Source organism: Chitinophaga pendula, assembly GCF_020386615.1.
GTDB lineage: Bacteria > Bacteroidota > Bacteroidia > Chitinophagales > Chitinophagaceae > Chitinophaga > Chitinophaga pendula.
Map to the genome: position 1 here is coordinate 3,035,135 of NZ_CP077769.1, position 20,921 is coordinate 3,056,055.

The 20,921-nt window shown below is 50.5% G+C and carries 17 protein-coding genes; 5 read left to right on the forward strand and 12 right to left on the reverse strand.

What is annotated here, in order from left to right:
- The 11 genes from KTO58_RS10705 to KTO58_RS10750 form a co-directional block, all read right to left on the reverse strand.
- A complete protein-coding gene (locus KTO58_RS10705; RefSeq protein WP_095839367.1) occupies positions 1 to 312 on the reverse strand; it encodes a four-helix bundle copper-binding protein in 312 nt (103 codons plus the stop codon).
- A gap of 42 nt (positions 313 to 354) precedes the next feature.
- Entirely contained in the window at positions 355 to 1,587 is a 1,233-nt protein-coding gene (locus tag KTO58_RS10710; RefSeq protein ID WP_157753039.1) for an efflux RND transporter periplasmic adaptor subunit, read from the reverse strand.
- A gap of 2 nt (positions 1,588 to 1,589) precedes the next feature.
- Positions 1,590 to 2,756 (reverse strand): efflux RND transporter periplasmic adaptor subunit, encoded by a 1,167-nt coding sequence (locus KTO58_RS10715; protein ID WP_095839365.1) that lies wholly within the window; start codon positions 2,754 to 2,756, stop codon positions 1,590 to 1,592.
- A gap of 8 nt (positions 2,757 to 2,764) precedes the next feature.
- Positions 2,765 to 4,033 (reverse strand): TolC family protein, encoded by a 1,269-nt coding sequence (locus KTO58_RS10720; protein ID WP_095839364.1) that lies wholly within the window; start codon positions 4,031 to 4,033, stop codon positions 2,765 to 2,767.
- Positions 4,034 to 4,038: 5 nt separating this feature from the next.
- Positions 4,039 to 5,994 carry an efflux RND transporter permease subunit gene (locus tag KTO58_RS28785; protein ID WP_255614328.1) on the reverse strand — a complete coding sequence of 652 codons (1,956 nt, stop codon included), beginning with the start codon at positions 5,992 to 5,994 and terminating at the stop codon, positions 4,039 to 4,041.
- On the reverse strand, positions 5,991 to 7,268 hold the full coding sequence (locus KTO58_RS28790; protein ID WP_095839362.1) for an efflux RND transporter permease subunit: 1,278 nt from the start codon (positions 7,266 to 7,268) through the stop codon (positions 5,991 to 5,993). Before KTO58_RS28790 ends, KTO58_RS28785 begins: the two co-directional genes overlap by 4 nt.
- Positions 7,269 to 7,280: 12 nt before the next feature.
- Positions 7,281 to 7,949 carry a DUF3347 domain-containing protein gene (locus tag KTO58_RS10730; RefSeq protein WP_095839361.1) on the reverse strand — a complete coding sequence of 223 codons (669 nt, stop codon included), beginning with the start codon at positions 7,947 to 7,949 and terminating at the stop codon, positions 7,281 to 7,283.
- 24 nt (positions 7,950 to 7,973) lie between these two features.
- Positions 7,974 to 8,579, reverse strand: a complete 606-nt coding sequence (locus tag KTO58_RS10735) for a DUF2231 domain-containing protein (protein WP_095839360.1) — start codon at positions 8,577 to 8,579, stop codon at positions 7,974 to 7,976.
- A gap of 111 nt (positions 8,580 to 8,690) precedes the next feature.
- Positions 8,691 to 9,098 carry an HYC_CC_PP family protein gene (locus tag KTO58_RS10740; protein ID WP_095839359.1) on the reverse strand — a complete coding sequence of 136 codons (408 nt, stop codon included), beginning with the start codon at positions 9,096 to 9,098 and terminating at the stop codon, positions 8,691 to 8,693.
- Positions 9,099 to 9,284: 186 nt separating this feature from the next.
- Positions 9,285 to 9,494, reverse strand: a complete 210-nt coding sequence (locus tag KTO58_RS10745) for a heavy-metal-associated domain-containing protein (protein WP_095839358.1) — start codon at positions 9,492 to 9,494, stop codon at positions 9,285 to 9,287.
- Positions 9,495 to 9,529: 35 nt separating this feature from the next.
- The gene (locus KTO58_RS10750) at positions 9,530 to 11,962 is read right to left on the reverse strand and encodes a heavy metal translocating P-type ATPase (RefSeq protein WP_095839357.1); all 2,433 of its coding nucleotides are present in this window, start codon (positions 11,960 to 11,962) and stop codon (positions 9,530 to 9,532) included.
- A gap of 197 nt (positions 11,963 to 12,159) precedes the next feature.
- Between KTO58_RS10750 and KTO58_RS10755 the strand changes: the two genes are divergently transcribed.
- From KTO58_RS10755 to KTO58_RS10765, 3 genes are all read left to right on the forward strand, one after another.
- The gene (locus tag KTO58_RS10755; RefSeq protein ID WP_225860190.1) at positions 12,160 to 12,558 is read left to right on the forward strand and encodes an HYC_CC_PP family protein; all 399 of its coding nucleotides are present in this window, start codon (positions 12,160 to 12,162) and stop codon (positions 12,556 to 12,558) included.
- 118 nt (positions 12,559 to 12,676) lie between these two features.
- On the forward strand, positions 12,677 to 14,896 hold the full coding sequence (locus tag KTO58_RS10760; RefSeq protein WP_095839355.1) for a multicopper oxidase domain-containing protein: 2,220 nt from the start codon (positions 12,677 to 12,679) through the stop codon (positions 14,894 to 14,896).
- 139 nt (positions 14,897 to 15,035) lie between these two features.
- Complete coding sequence (locus tag KTO58_RS10765) at positions 15,036 to 15,944, forward strand: acyl-CoA desaturase (protein WP_095841615.1); 909 nt, start codon at positions 15,036 to 15,038, stop codon at positions 15,942 to 15,944.
- A 515-nt stretch (positions 15,945 to 16,459) separates the two neighbouring features.
- Here the strand turns inward: KTO58_RS10765 and KTO58_RS10770 are convergent.
- Positions 16,460 to 18,556: an SEL1-like repeat protein gene (locus KTO58_RS10770; RefSeq protein ID WP_198314945.1), complete on the reverse strand. Its 2,097-nt coding sequence runs from the start codon at positions 18,554 to 18,556 to the stop codon at positions 16,460 to 16,462.
- Between the two features lie 278 nt (positions 18,557 to 18,834).
- On the opposite strand from KTO58_RS10770, the gene KTO58_RS10775 reads away from it, so the two are divergent.
- Together KTO58_RS10775 and KTO58_RS10780 are read left to right on the forward strand one after the other, a co-directional pair.
- Positions 18,835 to 19,089 carry a hypothetical protein gene (locus tag KTO58_RS10775; protein WP_095839353.1) on the forward strand — a complete coding sequence of 85 codons (255 nt, stop codon included), beginning with the start codon at positions 18,835 to 18,837 and terminating at the stop codon, positions 19,087 to 19,089.
- A gap of 217 nt (positions 19,090 to 19,306) precedes the next feature.
- The gene (locus KTO58_RS10780) at positions 19,307 to 20,776 is read left to right on the forward strand and encodes a M28 family metallopeptidase (protein WP_095841614.1); all 1,470 of its coding nucleotides are present in this window, start codon (positions 19,307 to 19,309) and stop codon (positions 20,774 to 20,776) included.
- Positions 20,777 to 20,921 lie beyond the last annotated feature (145 nt).

Genomic DNA, 20,921 nt, shown 5'->3' on the forward strand with positions numbered 1-20,921 from the left:
CTATGCCTTGGTGCAGGCATCTGCGCATTTTCTGCACGCTTCGGCACACTCTTTACAATGCTGGTGGTGGGCGGCATGTTTTTCGCATTCGGCGGCGCAGGCGTCGCATATTTCGGCACAGAGGCGGCAGAGGGCCGCTAGGTGTGCGGAACCTCTTGCTTCAAAACGTATGCAGAGTGCGCATATGTCGGCGCAATCGCGGCAAAGCTGACAGCAATTTAAGGGCTGTCCATCCCTGATACAACTTGTTACACAATTTTCGCAGGCAATCATACAAGCTACGCATGCTTCTATTACGGCTGAATGTTTCATGTGAATTACAGTTTATACGTGAATGGATAATATTCCTTGTATTTAGTGGGTGTGGGCGGTCATTGCGGAGGAGCCATGTTTAAAAATATATTCGCTCTGGAGCAGGTATGCGCCGCTGGTGACTACTTGTTCTCCTGCTGTCAGGCCGGAAAGGATCGTTATCTGGCGGCCTGTTTCGGGTCCGGTCTTTACCATGCGGTGTTGGTATTTTCCGGCAGCTGTTTTTATCCATATGGCGGCGCCTTTGCTATCGCGGAGTACGGCATCAATGGGCAGGCTGATCCCTTTATAGGGTTGTTGCCGGAGGGTGACGTATACGGGTGTTCCGGGGCGTAGCAGGCCGGAGGTGTTGTTCACTTTCACCCTGAGCAGGTTCAGGCGAGTGCCGGTATTTAGTTCCGGGTTGACGAAAGCGATGTGTCCGGAGGCGACGGTTTCCGTTGTTCCCTGTACGGTTACAATAGCCATGCCATCCAGGTCTACCTGTGGCAGCTGTGCGGCATAAAGCTGTGCTTCGGCCCATATGGAGGAGAGGTCTGCGATGCGTAGCAGGGTCCCTCCTTCCATGATATAGCTCCCTTCGGTGGTGGCTAATGTTGAGATATATCCGCTTACGGGGCTGTAGAAGGTGGTGAGCGGTGATGTTTTACGTTCTTTAGCCAGGGTATTGATCTGTTTATCGGAGAGGCCCCAGAGCTGTAGTTTATGGCGGGCGCTCTCCAGCAGTTGGGTGAAGTCGATGGTGGCGGTACCCAGTTCTTCTTTTTTCTCCAGTGCCAGGATATATTCCTGTTTAGCGTTGTTCAGTTCTTCGCTGTAAAGTTCGTATAGTGGTGCGCCCTGCTGTACGAAATCGCCTTCGTTACGAAAGTACAGTTTATCTATTCGGCCACTTATCCTGGCGCTGATGGCGGAGATCCGTTCTTCGTCTGTGACCAGTCTGCCGGTGAGGACTGTTTCGTCTCCCAGGTTCTTTTCCTTAACGGTATCTACTTGTATGTTGGCCAGGATCTCCTGTTCGCGGCTCAGTTGCAGGGTGCCCGGAGCGTTGTTGCCATTACGATGTACCTGGATGAGGTCCATGTGGCAGATGGGGCATAGTCCTGGTCCATGTTCTATGATCTGTGGGTGCATGGAGCAGGTGTAGTAGGTATCTTGTTGTGCGGTATCCTTTGGCTGTTTGTTGTTATTGTTATTGCAGGCGACTACGGTGAAGAGCAGTACGCCTATCAGCAGGAGGTATATGTGGTATGGTTTGGCTGTTATCATTTTCATGATCATTCATTTACATTAACAAAGCTTTCGCTGTCGACCAGGTATTGTGCGTTGACGGCGACGGTATCTGTTGTGGTGAGTCCTTCTTTTATCTGTATCAGGTTGCCATTGCTGATGCCGGCGGTAATTTTTCTGGCGTGGAAGCTGGCGTCATGTTTTACGAAGACGGCTTTCTCCATGCCGAGTGAGATGACGGCGGATTGTGGCAGGAAGTAGCCCTGCCGGCCATCGCTGAATACGGTGGCGCTCACTTCGCTGCCGATGGGGAGGTGTAGTTTGTTATTATCGAAGTATACCCGGGCGGTGAGTTGGCGGCTGTCTGCTTTGTAGAAGGGGGCGATGTAGCTGATCTGGGCCCGGAAGCCTTCCTGTTTGCCGGAGGTTGGAGTGATGCGTACGCGGTCGCCTAATTTGACCAATGTTTCCTGTTCGGGAAACAGGTATAATTCGGCCCATGCCTGTGCGGGGTTATTGACTTCGAATATGGCCTGTCCCTGTTCGATGTACATGCCTTCTTTGACCGGCAGTTCGGCGGTCTGTGGGATGGTGCTTGTCATGGGAGCTGCGGCTGTTGCTCCCATGGTAGCGCCGGCGCCAGCTGCTTCATGTATATGACCGCTGTAGGGGCTATATACGGTGAAGGTGTAAACGGGTTTGCGGGCTGCGATGACCTGTTGCAATTGCCGTGGGGCTACCCCCAGGAGGAGCAGTTTTTGTTTGGCTGCTTCGAGGAGGGGTGTATTGGAGGCCTCCTGTTGGAGGAGCAGTAGTAGTTGTTGTTGGGCATTGAGTAGTGCTGGGCTATATATTTCCATGACGGGGTCGCCTTTTTGAATGTCCTGGTAGCGGCGTTTGATATATAGTTTTTCTATCCTGCCTGCTACCCTGGCAGCGATGGTACCTATCTTCCTGGTATCGTAGCCGATGAATCCCTGTATGGTAAGTATTTCCGGCACTTCCTGTTGTTTGATGACGGTGACTGGCAGCTGTGCCAGTACGGCCTTATTGGTAGGCTGTAGTTGTGCATCGAGGCTGATGCCTGCGGTAGCGATATGTTGCTGGTGTGCGGTATGCTTCTCTCCTGCTGGTTTGGAGGATTGGCGGCATGCGGCCCATCCGGCGACGATGAGGAGTAATGCGTATAGACGTTGATGATATTTTATCTGCATGGCGGATGTTATTTAATTTCCAGTACTTTTTCGAGTTGTACCTGTGCCATCAGTACTTGCTGTAGTTGGTCGAGGTATTGCTGTTGTGCCATATTGAGTGTTTCCCAGGCGTCGAACAGCATGAATAGTTCTTCGGTATTTTGTTCGTAGGCCAGTTGCATGCTTTGGTAGTTTCGTTTCAGGGCGGGAAGGATATTGTTCTCGTACAGAGCAACCTGGCGGCGGGCGGTTTCCATTTCTGCGCGCATGCCGAAAGCCATGCCGGTGGCTTCATTGAGCAGCATATTTTTTTGTGCTGTCAGTGCTTCTTGTTTCCATTGGAGGCTTTCTATTTTGGCTTTGTTCATTTTTGATGCCCATGATACGAACGGGAGTTTGACCATTCCCATGAGGGAGAATTGTGCTGGTTGGCCACCGAATCCGAACATATGATCGTATTTGACGCCGAAGTCGGGTTTTAGTTTGGCTTTTTCTGCTACCTGCTGGAGGCTGGCGAGGCGGATATCCTGTTCGATGGCTTTGATATCGCTGCGAGCTTGCATCATGGTGGCGGTATCGATGAGTTGTGCGGAGTAGTCGTGGATGATATAGGCGGTATCTATATCGTATTCGGTCATGCTGTTGCGGTTCATGAGGGTGTTGAGGCGGATGCGGCGTTGTCTGATCTCGTTGCTGGTCATTTGCCGCATTTTGGCGACGTTGCCGAGGGCTGCCTGAGCTTTGTAGTAGCCATTGACTTTGTCGAGGCCATTTTTGAACCGTAGTTCTGCGCTACGGAGCATGAAATGGAGGAGGCGTTCATTTTCGTTGATGACGGTTAGTTTTTTCTTCATGATGAGCCATTCGAAGTAGAATTGTTTGGCCTGGGCGAGCAGTTCGTTGAGGGCGGCACTTTTCTTTTCTTTTTCTACGGCGGACATGGCGCCCATGAATGCTGCTTCGGTGTTTTGTTTCTTTTTTGACGGGATCATCTGTTCGCCGGAGATCATGAATGAGCCCATACCGGTGGTTCCCATCATGGGATCGCGTTTCCACATTTGTACATTATACGGTGTCATGAAGAATCCTGCGCCTACCTGTGGTGGCATCCAGCTACGGGCGCCTTTAGCGGCGGCATCCATGGACCGGGCTTCGGCGTCGTACATCTGGAGGGCCGGGTTGGCGGTGGCGATGCGTGACAGTATGTCTTCGAGGCGTTCTGTTTGTTGTGCCTGTGTCTGTGTGCGTGTTAAGGTGATTGTTAAGGTGAATGCTATTATTAAAAGGATCTGTTTCATACTTATCAATGTTTTACTTCCAGTACATCTATCTTTCCATGTTTGCGCAGTTCATATTCTTTTACCATCAGGAAGATGAGTGGGGTGACGAGGAGGATATGTGTGGAGGAGGTGAGTACTCCACCTATCATGGGCAGTACGATGGGTTTCATGACATCGCTGCCGATGCCATGGCTCCAGAGAATGGGTGCCAGTCCGAAGAGGGATACGCATACGGTCATGATTTTGGGGCGCAGGCGTTTGGCGGCGCCGGCGATGACATATTCGCGGAGGTCGTCCCGGGTGATGGTGTCGCGGGAGTTGCCTTTGAGGGTTACCAGTTGCTGCATGGCATCGTTGAGATAGATGACCATGACGATACCTGTTTCTACGGCGAGGCCGAATAAGGCGATGAATCCTACGGCGACGGCGACGGACAGGTTGACGCCATAGAACCATATCATGTAGGCTCCTCCTATCAGTGCAAACGGGATGGATATGAGGCTAAAGAAGGCTTCTCTGGCGGAGTGGAAGGCGAAGTACATGCAAGCGAAGATGATGAGTATTACGACCGGCAATATTAATTTGAGGGTACGTTCGCCACGGATGAGGTTTTCGTACTGGCCGCTCCATTCTATGAAGTAGCCTTTGGGCAGTTGTTTAACTAATGCTTCCAGCTGACGTTGTGCGTCGGTGACGGTGCTGCCGAGGTCTCTGCCGCGGACATTGAACAGTACGGTGCCTCTGAGCAATGCGTTTTCGGAGCTGATCATGGGGGCTCCTTCGGAGAGTCTGATATCGGCGACGGCTTCGAGGGGTACGGGGCCGAAGTCCATGGTGTTGACCGGGAGGCGTTTGAGAGCGGTGAGGTTGTTACGAAAATCTTGTCCGTATCGGGCATTGACGGAGAAACGCTGGCGGCCTTCTATGGTGGTGGTGAGTTTCATTCCACCCAATGCTCCTTCAATCACGGCGTTTACATCGTCGATGCTGAGGCTGTAGCGGCCTATTTGATCGCGGCGGATGGTGATGTCGATATATTTCCCACCGGTGATGGGATCGACGTAGATATCTTTTACGCCCTCCATTCCCTGCAAGGCGGTTTTTATTTGTTGGGCGAAGGCATCGATGGTATCGAGGTGCTGTCCATATACTTTTACGCCGACGTCGGTGCGGATACCGGTGGACAGCATATTGATCCTGTTAATGATGGGTTGGGTCCAGCCGTTGGTGACGCCCGGCAGTTGTAATTTGTTATTGAGTTCGTTGATGATCTTTTCTTTGGTCATTCCTTTGCGCCATTCGGCGGAGGGTTTGAGCAGTACGATGGTTTCGATCATGCTGATCGGGGAATTGTCGGTGGCGGAGTTGGCCCTGCCTGCTTTTCCCAGTACGGATCTCACTTCTGGTAGGGACTTGATGATCTTGTCCTGGACTTGCAGGATGCGTTTAGCTTCTGCATTGGAGACGTCTGGTAGAGTAACTGGCATGAAGAGGAGGCTTCCTTCGTCGAGTGGCGGCATGAATTCGCGGCCCAGGTTCATGATCAGCGGTATGCTGATGAGCAAGGCGATGATATTGATGGCCAGGGTGGTCTTCCGCCATTTTACGCAAGTGCGGATGATGGGTTCGTAGATGCGTTCGAGGCCACGATTGACTGGGTTGGCGGTTTCGGAGCGGAATTTTCCTTTCATAAAGAAGGACAGCAGTACCGGGGCCAGTGTGACTACGAGGATGGCATCTACGATGAGGATGAATGTTTTGGTATATGCCAGTGGGTTGAACAGTTTGCCTTCCTGGCCGGTGAGTAAAAATACCGGCAGGAAGGAAGCGATGATGATGACGGTGGAGAAGAATACGCCTCTGGATACTTGCTGGCAAGCTTTTTCTATGATGGCCAGGCGGGTGGTTTCCGGGATGTGGCCCTGTTCGTCTTTTTTCCCACCGAAGAGGCGGCGGATAAATGTATTGATACGGCTCATTTGTTATTGTTTTTTTGTTGCCATTCGGCGAGGTGGCGGTATGCATTTTCCGACATGATGATACCATTGTCTACGATTACGCCGATGGCCAATGCGATGCCTGTGAGGGACATGATGTTGGAGCTCAGGCCGAAGGCGTTGAGCAGGATGAAGCTGATGGAGATGGTCAGCGGAATTTGTATGAGGATGCTGACGGCGCTGCGCCAGTGCAGGAGGAAGATGATGACGATGACGGAAACGACGATCATTTCTTCGAGGAGTTTGCTTTTTACGTTATTGATGGCACCTTCTATGAGTTCGCTGCGATCGTAGTCGATATCGAATGAGACTCCTGCGGGGAGGCCTTTTTCTACATCTTTCATTTTAGCTTTGACGGCTTTGATGACTTCGTCGGCATTTTGGCCATATCGCATGACTACGATGCCCCCTACGGCTTCGCCTTCTCCGTTTTTGTCGAATATACCCAGGCGGAGGTCTCCGCCCATTTGTACAGAGGCGATGTCTTTAATGCGTACGGGTATTCCGTTGTAGTTGGCGACGACGATGGCTTCTACATCGGTTTTGTTGCCGATGTATCCTTTTCCGCGGACGATGTAGGCCATGTCGCTCATTTCGAACTTGCGGCCGCCGACATCGTTGTTATTTGTTTTGACCTTTTGCATGACATCCATCAGTTTGACGCCATAGTATTGCATTTTTACGGGGTCCATGACGATCTGGTATTGTTTTTCGAATCCGCCGAAGGAGGCGACTTCTGCTACGCCGGGGACAGTTTGCAAGGCCAGTTTGATGTACCAGTCCTGCAAGGCTCTTTGTTCGCCGAGGTCCATGTTGCCTGCTTTGAGTGTATACCATAGGATATGACCGACGCCGGTGCCATCGGGACCGAGGGAAGGTATGACTCCTTCGGGGAGGAGGCGTTGGGCGTAGCTGAGTTTTTCAGATACGCGTGTCCGTGCCCAGTAGATGTCTACATCATCGTCGAAGATGATGTAGACGAAACTCATACCGAACATGGAGTTGGCTCTTATGTTCTTGACCCTGGGGACCCCCTGTAGGTTGGAGACCAGTGGGTAGGTGATCTGGTCTTCTACTACCTGGGGGCTGCGGCCCATCCATTCGGTGAATACGATGACCTGGTTTTCGGATAGGTCGGGTATGGCATCCACGGGGTTACGATTTACTTCATAGATACCCCATGCGAAGAGGCCGGCAGCGAGGAGCAGCACGATATATCTATTGCGCAAGGATAATGAGATCAGTTGCTGTACCACTGTTAATCTTTTTTACTGAATTGTTTCTTTTATTTCGCCGCAGGAAAGCATATCCTGACCGTAGAATGGATTTTTTATTTCTGCTACTTCGCTAAGCCAATTAGCGCCTTTATCGAAGGCCATGGGGCAATGTGTGTAGTAGACGGTTTCTCCTGCACCGAAGGCTTTGACCAGTTCATATACTGGTGAGGTGAGATCGGCGAGGTGTTCGCGTTGGTGTGGCAGTTCTTTGTTGCCCGCTATGTGAGTGGCGTTTTCTTTGATTGCCGCTATTTGTGCGTTGTATATTTTGAGTTGGTCTGCGGAGAGCAGGGAGCCATCGAAGCCGGCGGCGGACTTAGCCAGTTGTTGGCCGGCGGCGGCGGCCTCCTGTGCATTGCTGGCAACCAGGGCATTTTTAATGCGGAGGTAGTCAGTGACCAATGTTTTGATATGGGCGGCGGCCTGGGGATCGACCTGTTTGAAAGACGGTGTGATGGCGGTGGCGGTTTCGGATGTGGCAGCTTGTTCGGCAGGTGTTGCAGCATGTTGATGTTGATGTCCCTGTTCTTCGGTATGGGATTTTTCTGCCGGTGTGCTATTGCATGCTGCGAGCCAGGAGGTGGTTACGAATGCGGAGGCCAGTAGTCCGATGGAGAGGATACGTGTGTGCATGTTGGATGGAAATTTGATCTTTTTCATATTTACTTTTTATGTTGATGAATATTAGTGTTGGTGTACATGTTGTTCGAGTAGTCTGCCCTGAGGTCCGACGCCGTATTTATGTACCAGTGCGGCGCCGTAGTGGCCTGCTATGCTGACGCATGCGGCGACCAATAGCAGTACTAGGAGGGTGCCCCATTGCGTGAAGGTTCGCCAAGCGGGGCGTTTGATGACGCAGGCGATGATCTTGAGTAGCAGTGCGGCGGTGCTGAGCCATACGGTCCAGGCAGCGAATACTTCATGTTGTTGTAGTACTATCTCTATTTCAGGCGGCATTGGACCGGTGTGTGCGTGGAAGGTGTTGCTGGCCAGCCAGGCTGTAAATGTGGCGACGGCCAGGACGGCGGTGATGGTATAATGATAAATGGACTGATAAACGAACATTCCTACCAGTTGCAGTATTGCTGCCAGTATGAGCAGTACTATGGGGAAGTGTACGATCATGGGATGTATGGACGGGAAAGGATTGTTTGCGTTGATGGTTGTCTGCGAGGCGGTGTGTGTTTGTGCGGTGGAGTTGTGCGGATGGCCATCATGTGCGAGTAGTGGCCATGATAGTTGCAGGCACAGTATGGTCACTGCTGCCAGGAAAAAGCGAACCTTTTTCATATGCAAGTTGATGAGGTACGCGGGCGTACCGGTGGTAGTAATCGGATATCTGCGTGTGAATGCGGAAGCTGTGCTGACGAGGTTGTCAGGCGGTAAGTGGTTGGGATGCTATCAGATCAGCCAGGTACGGTGGAGTGTAAACAGGGGGATATCTGTGAGTGGAGGTATGGGGTAGGTGACGTCTGTAGCAGGTACTTGTATACCTGTGACGGCCGGGCGATTATGAAATACGGGAATAGGTATGGCTAGAGGACATGCTGCGGTGTCGGATTGCAGCAGGTGTGTGTTTGTTTCCTGGTCTTTTTCTGTAACGGAGCGTTGTTCGTGTTTGCAGCAGCCATTGTGTTGCTGTGAAGATTGTTTCATGCCGCACATGGGGCACGGTGTGGGTGTTGCCGGCGTTTGGCTGACGGTGTCCATACTTACCAGCTGGCCCATGCAGTAGTGCAGCTGTATGCCGGCACCGCTGGCACTAGCCAGGTAGATGATTGCGAGTATGGTGGTCAGAAAACGTTTCACTATATGATATCTTAAAGTATAGCGGATCACGTAAATACCGGCTGAGAGGCTTTTCCGTAATCCGCTACTGAGTTATAAAACCAGCATTGCTTTTCGGATATTTACGTAACAAAAGTAAGTGCTGGTGTTATTTGAAACTTTATATAATTCACTATAAAGTTTACATAATTTTAAGTTCGCCTGTTTTTACAAGGGGGCTATTTCGAAGCCTGCTTTTTTCACTACCTGTTCTATTGTTTCGGCGCTGATGCCCTCTGCATCTACGGTTAGTATTTTAGCGGGGTTGGCGGTATCTACTTCCCAATGTTTGATGCCTTCGGCTTTTTCGAGATGGGGAGTTACTGCTTTAATACAACCTGCGCAATTGATGTTCGTCTTAAATTTCAACGTTTCCATAATTATTATTGTTAGTAGTTATCAATGATTATTCATTATAGTTTGCTCCATTTGAGCCGGAGGCTGTTGCTTACTACGGATACGGAGCTGAGCGCCATGGCGGCGCCGGCGATCATGGGATCGAGGAGGAAGCCATTGACGGGATAAAGTACTCCGGCGGCGAGGGGTATGCCGATCACATTATATATAAATGCCCAGAAGAGGTTTTGCCGGATGGTGGCGACAGTCTTGCGGGACAGTTTGAGGGCAGCCGGTATCCTGGTGAGGTCGTTGGTGATGAGTGTCATTTTAGCGACGTCCATGGCGATATCGGAGCCTTTGCCCATGGCGATGCTGACATCGGCCTGTGCGAGTGCATGGGAGTCGTTGATACCATCTCCTACCATTGCGACTACTTTTCCCTGCTGTTGTAATTGTTGTACGAAGGCTGCTTTATCGGCCGGCAGGGCTTCGGCGCGGTATTCTTTGATACCTGCCTGTGCGGCTACGGCGGCGGCTGTCTGTTGGTTATCTCCGGTGAACATATATACTGCGATGCCTAGTTCCTGCAGGGATTGTACGGCATCTTTGGAAGTCGGTTTGATCTGGTCTGCGATGGCGATGCCTGCCAGTACTTTACCATTGCCGGCGAAGAGTACGACGGTCTGTGCTTTGGCGCTTTGTTCGGATGCCCATGTACTTATTGCTGTGGTGACGGTGATGCTTTGTTCTTTCATGAGGCGGCTGTTGCCGACGGAGAAGGTGACATTTCTGTACCCTGCTTTGATACCTCCACCGGTGACGGACTGGATATCTGACAGTGGCAGTAGTTTATTATTTCCTTTCTCTTTCAGATAGCTGGTGACTGCTGTTGCGAGCGGGTGTTCGGATGCATGTTCGAGGCTGTAAAGCACCTGTGCGGCTTCGGGCATGCTGTTGTCGAACCATTGGAGGGCGGTAACGGAAGGTTTGCCTTCGGTGATGGTACCTGTTTTATCGAGGACGACGGCGTTGACTTTGTGGGCCAGTTCGAGGCTTTCGGCATCTTTGATGAGGATGCCCTGTTCGGCGCCTTTACCTACTCCTACCATGATGGCGGTAGGTGTGGCCAGGCCGAGGGCGCAAGGACAAGCGATAACCAGGACGGTGACCAGTGCCAGTAGTCCCTGGGTGAGGGCATTATCACCACCCAGTATTTGCCAGGTGATAAAAGCCAGTACGGCGATAGCTATCACTACTGGAACGAATATGCCTGCGATCCTATCTACCAGTTTCTGCACCGGGGCTTTGGAGCCCTGTGCTTCCTGTACCATGCGAATGATCTGTGCCAGCAAGGTATTGCCACCTACTTTTTCTGCTACGAACTGGAAGGACCCTTTCTGGTTGATGGTGCCGGCAAAAACTTTCCGTCCTTTTTCTTTTTCTACCGGTACGGGTTCGCCGCTGATCATGCTTTCGTCTACGAATGAGTTGCCAGCGACTACTTCTCCATCTACGGGTATCTTTTCTCCCGGTTTAACCAGGAGGATGTTGCCGGTTATTACTTCGCTGATGGGAATTTCTTTTGTCTCATCGTGCGGAAGAACGAGGGTGACGGTTTTGGGTTGGAGGCCGATCAGTTTTTTGATGGCGGAGGAGGTGGATGCTTTGGCTCTTTCTTCGAGGAGTTTGCCGAGGAGGATGAAAGCGATGACGACGGCAGCGGATTCGAAGTATACATGTGCATGTACGCCTCTGCTATGCCAGAATTGCGGGAATAAGGTATTGAATACGCTGAATATGTAGGCGATACCGGTGCTGAGGGCTACCAATGTGTCCATGTTAGCCTGGCGATGGGATGCCTGTTTCCAGGCGTTGACAAAGAACTGGCGGCCGAACACCAGTACGACGGGAGTTGCGAGTGCCCACATGATGTAGTTTGCATAGGGCATGTTCATGAAGAACATGCCGATGATGAACAGTGGTATAGAGAATATGACGGCCCAGCGGGTTTTTGTTTTAAGTTGTTGTAGTTGATTACGGTGGATGGATTCGAGGGTTTCCTGTGCATCCTGTTCTTCTCCGACGATGAGGTCGTAGCCGACAGCCTGCAAGGCGGAGCGGAGGCCGGTAACGTCGATGACACCCGGTATATATTCTACCTGTACGCTGGTGTTGGCGAAGTTAACGCTGGCGTTGACTACACCTTTGGTGGCTATGAGGGTGGATTCTGCACTAACGGCGCAGGAAGCGCAGCTCATGCCGGTAAGGGAGTACTGTTGTTTGACGGTGTCCACATCGTAGCCGAGTCCTCGGATGGCATCTACTGCTTTTATTACGGTCTCATTATCTTCATCTGTTACTATTACTGCGCGGTGGTTATTGAGTTCGACTTTATGTTTGTTGATACCTTTCACTCCTGCCAGGCCTTTGTCGACTGTCAGTGCGCAATGTTCGCTTTCTACGCCGGAAAGTGGAAGATAGATCGTCGATGTTTCTTTAGTTCTCATTGTCTTAGGATTGTATGGCAAAGGTCCGAAGCAGGCGGTTGGGGAGTGTTATACAATTCCTATAAAGTGTTATAGAATTTCTCGGCGGGAAGGCGTTGTAAATCAGCGCTAACGTGGATCTTACAGAATTCCGACAAAGTGTTATACAATTTCCACTTTATGCATTCCAGATGATAGCAGGTATTATCTTTGCCCTGATGAAACGCATATTGGCCACTATATTGTTATTTCTTTATCTCGCCGCTTCGACTGGTGCAACGATGCATATACACAGTTGTATGGGTGAGCTGGTGAGCTGGCAGTTGTGGCATGACGGTGCTGAGGACAAGTGTACGCATTGTGGCATGAAGCGTAGTGGCGGGCAGTCAGCGGACTGTTGTGCGGATACGCATGTGCCCTTGAAGTTGCCGCAGGAGCAACACAGTGCGGAAGGGCATGTGGAGTTGCAGCCAGCGATATTATCACTTCCATTTGTGGTGTATGCGGATCATCCTGTTTTTGCCACCTATTTATTTCCCCGTTCTGCTGTGCCCCAGGTATTATTGGCAGCCGGTGCCACTCCCCTATTTGTCCGGCATTGTACCTTCCTGATCTGATCGTTCGTGTTTTTCCCACCCGGCTATTGCAGCTTATCTCCGAACTATTGTAACTGCCCGTTGTTAATTCGACATATTGACACCTGCGGCAGCCTGCTCATACTTTATTTACTACGATATGAACCGTTTCTTTTTAATAGCCTTACTGGCTTTACTTATCAGCACTTTTGCGCGTGCCCAGGAGGCCTCCTCGACTACGACGTACGATCTTTACATCAGCGATACTACTGTTAATTATACTGGTAAGGTCCGGCATGCTATGGCGATCAACGGGCAGATACCCGGGCCGGTCTTACACTTTAGAGAAGGCGACACGGCGGTGATCCGTGTGCATAATACGATGATGCATGAGAGTTCTGTGCACTGGCACGGATTGCTGTTGCCCAACGAGATGGACGGTGTGCCTTACCTGACGACTCCTTACATTAAACCTCACAGTACTTTTACTTATAAATTTCCCTTACGGCAGTCTGGCACCTATTGGTATCATTCGCATACGATGTTACAAGAGCAGAGTGGTCTGTACGGGAGTATTGTGATACACCCCAGGGACAAAAAGCCACTTGCGGATGAGGAAGTGGTATTATTATTTTCTGACTGGAGTAATGAAAAGCCACATGAGATACTCAAAACGCTGCGACGTAATGATGGCGGCAGTGAATGGTACAGTATTAAAAAAGGGTATCCACAGAGTCTGGACAAGCTGATCCAGCATAAGGCCTGGGGCGAGCGTGTAAAAGGAGGATTGGAGCGGATGCCACCGATGGACCTGTCGGATGTATTGTATGACCGATTTTTGTTGAACGGGCAGCCGAAGGTGGACCTATCCCATTTAAAGCCCGGCAGTACGGTACGTTTGCGGGTGATCAACGGTTCGTCGTCGACTTATATGTACCTGCAATATGCGGGCGGTAAGATGGAGCTGGTATCCGCAGACGGTATTGACGTGCAGCCGGTACAGATAGACCGTATCCTGATCGGTATTGCCGAAACATATGATTTTGTGATCCGGGTGCCTATGCACGGGCGTTATGAATTGCGGGCGACGGCACAGGATGTGAGCGGTTACGCCTCGGCATATATTGGCCACGGGGATACTATTGCTGCCCCCACTATTCCCCGCCCGAATGTGTGGAAGATGAGCGAGATGATGATGGGCATGGCGGTGAATATGCCCGGCCAGATGGACCATGGTAATATGAAGGGGATGGAAGGTATGGACCATTCCGGGCATGGGATGAAGATGGATATGGATATGCCGATGGATCACAGCAAACATATGATGGGGAAGGATACGATGAAGATGGACATGGATATGCCGATGAATCATAGCAAACATTCTTTGAAGAAAGACACTGGTATGGTGGTTTTCAACTATAATATGTTGCGGGCGCTGGCGCCGACGACATTTGATAGTAGCAAGCCGGTGCGTAAGATGACATTGCGGTTGACCGGTAATATGTACCGTTATGTATGGTCGATAAATAATGTACCGCTTTCGAAGGCGGATAAGATCGCTATTAAACGCGGGGAAGTAGTGGAAGTAACGCTTAAGAACGAGACGATGATGAACCATCCTATGCATCTGCACGGTCATTTCTTCCGGGTGTTGAATGAGCAAGGGGATTATTCGCCGCTGAAACATACGGTGGATGTGCCGCCGATGACGAGCATTACGATTGTTTTTGATGCGGTAGAAGATAAGGACTGGTTTTTCCATTGTCATGTGTTGTATCATATGATGAGTGGGATGGGGCGTATTTTCCATTATGAAGGCAGTACGAGGGACACGGTGTTGCAGGCATTTCCTTTAAAGAAATTGTTAAAGGAGGAAAAGGAATGGTTCTTTTACGGAAGTGTGGCGGCGAAAAGTCATATTGCGGAGTTGCAGGCGAATTATATCAATCTGAACAATGCTTTCCGGGTGGAAGCCGATGCCAATTACTCCGGGCAATATGAGATCGAGGGAAGTTATGAGCGTTATATAAATGGCTGGTTGCGTCCGTATGTAGGATTTTCTGCTACGCGGCAGGAATATTTTAACGTTTTCAATAACCGGAAGTTGTTTGAGCAGGATTTCAGTTTGCCGGTGGTAGGTTTACGATATACCTTGCCATTTTTTGTGGAGGCGGATCTGCGGGTGAATCTGAAGGGCCGGGTACGGTTGCAGCTGGAGGGAGAGCAATGGTTATTGCCCCGGTTGTTTCTGAACTGGCGGGCGAATACGGACTGGGAGTATCATACGGATCTTTTGTATATGCTGAGCAAGCGATTTTCGTTGTCTGCCGGGTATGATTCGCGGTATAAGTTTGGCGGTGGTTTAGTGATGCGTTTTTAGGCACGGGCAGACCTTTGCCCTGAATGGGGCAAAGGTCGTTGTGCTTATGCTGGCGGAATGTATGTCATTGGAAAGTAACCTAATAAATAGTGCTGATGAAAATCATAGTTTGAAAACAGCAAAAGTGTACCTTTGGCATATGGAATTGGTAAAGCAAGACAGAAAAGGGCCCAATTGGTGGCGCCAGATAGACTTTTTGGGTATGCACCTGATACCCTTCTTTGCGATATTTACGGGCACTACGGCCTTTGACTGGGCTTTGTGTGTGTTCCTGTATTTTGCGCGTATGTTTTTTGTGACGGGAGGTTATCATCGTTATTTCTCTCACCGAACGTTCAAGACTTCGCGTTTCTTTCAGTTTATACTGGCGGGTGGAGCGCAGAGCAGTGTGCAGAAAGGCGTGTTGTGGTGGGCGGCTAATCACCGTATACATCATAAGCACAGTGATACGCCGGACGATCCGCATTCTGCGAACGTGTACGGGTTCTGGTATGCACATATGGGTTGGATCATGGGGCCTGAGTACAAACCTACCCGTTATGACCTGATCCGTGATCTGAAACACCGTGAGTTGTACTGGTTGAACAAGTATCATTTTGTACCACCGTTGGTATTGGCCATTGCGGTATGGCTGATTGGTAATAAGGTGAACGGTACTGGTTTCTTTGATTGGGGGGCGGGTGTGTCTACTTTGCTGATAGGTTTCTTTGCCAGCACTATTTTCCTGTTCCACGGTACTTTTACGATCAATTCGCTGATGCACAAGATCGGCAAGCAGCGTTATAAGACAGGCGATCAGTCCCGCAACAGTTTCATTCTGGCTATTGTTACTATGGGCGAGGGCTGGCATAATAATCACCACTATTACCAGAGTACTGCGCGTCAGGGTTTTTACTGGTGGGAATTTGACCCGACCTATTATATCTTGCGTCTACTTGGTTTCTTTGGTATTGTGTGGGATATACGCGGAGTATCTGAGAAGATCAAGGAGAGTAATAAACTCGGTGCGGATAATGAATTGCGGCCGATGAGTAAGGCAGCAGTTTAACATATCTCCTTTAGCATATTTTTACGGGGCTGGTGGTGGACCACTGGCCCTTTTTTATTGTGTGCTGGCAACAAGATGCCGCTTCCTGGAGAGGGAGCGGCATTTGCATTTAACCAACTATAAGTATGAACGTGTGCCAGGGGCTATCCTGGTCATTAATATATTCCCTGTAAGGGGAAGACACTATTTGATGCGCTTTCACGTACGATGACGGAGGAGTGCAACACGACTTTATAAAGGTATTGTAAGGCCGGTGCAGGGGAAATACCCGGATACCTGTAATTGCTGTTACTGGAAAACAAGTAGTATAGGGGGATGCTTATAGGAATGATACAGGAGAGCTATAGGTTACTTAAGGGAGAGGTGGACGTGAGCAGTCATCAATTTGATAATCAGTCACTTGGGATATTCAATATAATAAGTAAACTAATGGTTATTAATCACTTATCACCAAAAACACACAACAAATTAATCCTCAATCACTTATAACAAAAGTGGTTGAGGGGGGAATATATTTACCAGATGGATCTTGCTTTTTTAAGGAGGGGTTTTGCGGCATCGTCGCCATTTTCGATGGCGAGTTCGAGCCAGTAGCGAGCCTGTTTTTTGTCTTTGGGGACGGCGCGGCCCTGCAGGTAGTAGCGGCCTACCTGGGTTTGTGCGTAGGCGTATCCTGCTTCTGCTGCCTGCATGAAGTAAGCCATGGCTTTTTGGAGGTCCCGGTCGTCGGCATCATAGTATGCGCCGAGGTTATGGATGCCATTGAGGCTACCGGCGGCGGCGGCGCGTTCGTAGAGGGTGACGGCGATGGCGGTATTGCGTTGATCGGCGGGGCCATCGTGTACATGGAGGTTGTTTTTTTCGTCGTATGCGAAGCCACCTTCCATGAGTTCATAAGCGAGGCGTACCTGGCATTGGGAGCCATCCTGGCTGGCGCCCTGGTGGAGGTACCTGGCGGCGGCATCGGCGTTATGGGGGATGTTTTGTTCTTCTGCTACTTCTATGAAGGCATCCCAGCAGCAATTGAGGGTATCTTCCGGGTCGCGGTCGGCTACGAGGCAGTACCAGTTGGCGCCCTCTGCTTTATCTTCTTCTACGCCGTCGCCGGTGTAGTAGCAGTAAGCGAGGTCGCGCATGGCTTTCAGGTATCCGAGATCGGCGCTTTTGTGGAGGTACCAGATGCCGCTGCTTTTTTCTTTGTCGGTGGCTTCGCCATTTCCCGGGATGAGGGTGTTGTCGTCGTCGAGCATGAAGACCCCTTCGTGGAGGCGGCTGCCGAGGAGGTAGTAGCATTGTGGGCTACCGAGGTAGATGCCGCGGGTGACGTAGGCAACGGCCTGGTCGAAATCGTATTCTACCATATCGCCATGGAGGTGCATATCGGCCATGCGGGCGCAGGCGAATGGGAGGCCTTCTTCTGCCAGTTTGCGCCACATGGCGATGGAGGTATCGGTATCGCCTTCTTCCCAGTACATGGAGGCCATGTATTCGCCTGCTTCGAGGTTGCCGGCCATATAGGCTTTGGTGTACCAGCTGATGGCTTTGTCGAAGTCGAGCGGGCAGCCATCGATTCCTTCGCGGAAGCCGGAGCCTAGTCTTATCCAGGCAGGTATATGTTCGAGGGCGGCGGCTTTTTCGTATTGTTCTCTGGCTTCGTGTCTGCGGTCGGGTATGGTGGAGAGGAATTCGCCATAGGACAGATAGCTATCGCCGCTTTCGGGCCAGTGGCGGATATCTTCGAGCATATATTTTTCTGCCAGTTCGGGATGGCCCTGGTGCCAGTAGAATTCGCCCAGGTAGTGGGCGGCTCTTCTGGGGCTGAGGGTGTATGCATGGAGGAAGTGTTCTTCTATCCATACTTTGCGTCCTTCTTTTGTGCCTTCCCAGCGCCATATGTAGTCGGCGTGGTTGATATGATAGAAAGCCTTGAGTTGTGCGAGCTGATCGGCGGTGAGGCCAGGATGTTGCATGTAGGCGAATGTTTCCATTGCCTGCGCGGAGCCTCCCCACCGGATGCGGAGGGCATCCATCATGACTACACGCAATACATAGGATGCCGGGCTGATGCGGGCGGCTTCTCGGTACCAGCGGGGCATTTGACCATCGTTAATTTCGGGGGCGGTGGGTTTGGCGATGCCTTGTTCGCCCGCGGAAATTAGTACGCGTTCATCGGAGCCGAACCTGGGATCGAATCCGTATAGCCTACCGATATAGAGCCATGCGAAGAATGGTTGTTTATGTAGTTTGAGTGCGTCCTGGAGGAGGTTGTTTGCGGTATCGAAGGCTTCGTTAAGGGCTTCCCATCCATGTGCGGAGACGAGGTCGGCGGTGCCGGAACCTCTGCGCGCATATCCTGCGGCGAGTATACATTGAGACAGTAGGATATGTGCGACATAGGAACGGGGATATTTATCCAGCCAATCCTGCGCGATGGACATACCGGCGACTGTTTCTGACGGATAGTCGCTGACGGCATTGAAGAAATCTTCGTGAGAGGGGTCACTTTCGAATTTTTCCTGCAGCCCGGTATACAGGCTTTCGATGGCGTCAATATCTCCGTCTTCTATACACCGGTGAATGAATCCCGCTATGCTAATCTGTACTTGTGCCATACTGCAATAATAAAAACTTTTATGTAAAGGCGATAGCATTGCTGCATTCGCCTTGCGCCCGTTGCCGGGCCGATATGAATGGTTAAGTTACTAATGGGTTATACTGCTTACTATTATAACGACGCTGGCGGTGTTTACCACCATTTGATTACCTGAAAACAGGGAGATAATGATAAGTATTTATTCTCTATCTTCATAACGTTACGGTACCTTTTGCCCGACCGCCTGTGCCCCTGGATAATACCAATAGCTTCTTATCACCAATTGTTTATTACACTATGAAAAAGATCCGATTTACGCTATTTGCGTTAGCTATTCTTGCAGGCATTACTGCTGCTGTCGGGCAAGAGCCCTTTGACTGTGCGAAGCAGACACAGTATTATCTTTACCAAGGTCAGTTCTACCCTGCAGGTGTGGAGAATGTGGACTTTATCTGTGGTCCGGGAGCGGACTGGGACATGCCTTGTACTTACTATTATGACGGTACAAAATATCGTCCCTGTAAATACGGGAAGATCCTGTTTTTACGATAAAAGCGAGGGTGTCTCATCCGTGTATGAGACACCCTTACCGATGTGTTATTAATTTGTTATTCCTATTTCCTATTACTTGTTGTTCCAGTTCTTGCATGCTCTTTTTTAGGTCCTGATGGTTTTGTTCAATTCGATGATGCACAAGATCGGCAAGCAGTATCCACGATATGCTCTTTTTATTATTTACTGTTCTATATTTACTATAGAAAGTATTCCTATGATGAGACAACTATCCATTACACTGGCGACATTGCTGGTGTCCCTGACGGGGATTACCCAAAGTAAAAAACCTATTGACGCCATCAGGCAGGCGGATATTAAACAAGACCTTTATGACCTGGCGGACGATCATTTCCGGGGGCGTGAGGCAGGTACCCTTGACGAGTTGAAGGCGGCAGCCTGGCTGGCAGAGCAGGCCCGGAAGGCCGGATTGGAGCCGGCTGGGGATGACGGTACTTATTTTCAGTATTTCCCTATGATACGCGAGCGGGTGAGCAGTCGCAGCAGTCTATCGATCGGCAACCGGTCTTTTAAGCTCTGGCAAGATGCGATTGTGTATGAGCCTACTTTTGCCGATATAGATGCGCCTATTGTATTCATACAGCAAGCCGATACGGTATCAGCTGCTACTATCCGGGGCAAGGTAGTCGCCCTGCCATTCTCTCCCCGTGGCATATCTGATCCGCGTATTCATATCCCCATGCGTTATGTTGGTATCGTCGTTAACTACTGGGTACGGCGGTTAGCGGAGAAGGGAGCTGTGGGGATCATTTTCATCTCGGACGACCTTGCGGCGCAGCACTGGTCTAAAGCTACGCAGTATAATAGCCGTGGGTCTTACCAGATCGAGGGGAGTTTGTTTCACCGGCAGTTACTCACGGGTGTGCCTATTATATGGCTGCAACAGGATGCACTTCCATTGGTACAAGCTACTGGACAGCAGCTTTATGCGCATTTGTTTTCCGAAACGTTCAGCTATCCTTCGGTGAATGTGGTAGCTAAAGTGAAAGGCAGCGATCCGCGCATGTCTAAAGAGTATGTGGTATTCAGCGGGCATACTGACCATGATGGTGTGAGGAATGTGGTAGGTGTAGCGGACTCTATTTACAATGGTGCTGACGATAATGCGACGGTATGTGCTGCTTTGCTGGCTATAGGCAGGGCCTTTCACCGCCAGCCCGGAAAGCGGTCTGCGCTTTTCATCTGGCATGGTGCTGAAGAAAGGGGGCTGTTCGGTTCTACGTGGTATGCGGATCATCCTACTGTGCCGCGGGAATCGCTGGTAGCTGTTCTCAATGCTGATATGATCGGTAACAATGCGCCTGATAGTGCGGCTTTATTGGGCCTGTTACCGCCCCACCTGAGTTCTTCCACACTGGCTAAGATAGGTTTGGAGGCAAACAATAAAGGTCCGCGCTTCAAACTGGACACTACCTGGGATAAAGCTATGCATCCGGAAGGTTGGTATTTCCGCAGTGATCATTTCCCTTATGCCAAGAAGAACATCCCGGTGCTTTATTTCAGTTCTCTGCCGCATGCGTTGTATCATACGCCGGCGGATGAAGCCAGCACCATCAATATTGAAAAGCTGACAAAGTTTGCACGCTGGATGTATGCGACGGGATTTACTGTGGCTAATATGCCGGAAAGGCCCGCCCTGGAGAAGGGGTTCAAGCTGGAGCGGTAGGCGGCCATGCGGAAATGGTATAGGAAGGAGTGGTGGAGAAGGGGCATGTTCTCCGAACGGTGCCGCCACCAACTATTTACAAGCGCACGGAGAAAGCCACCGCACTGATTGCGATACTGAAGCAGTTGCATTTATGGGAAAAGAA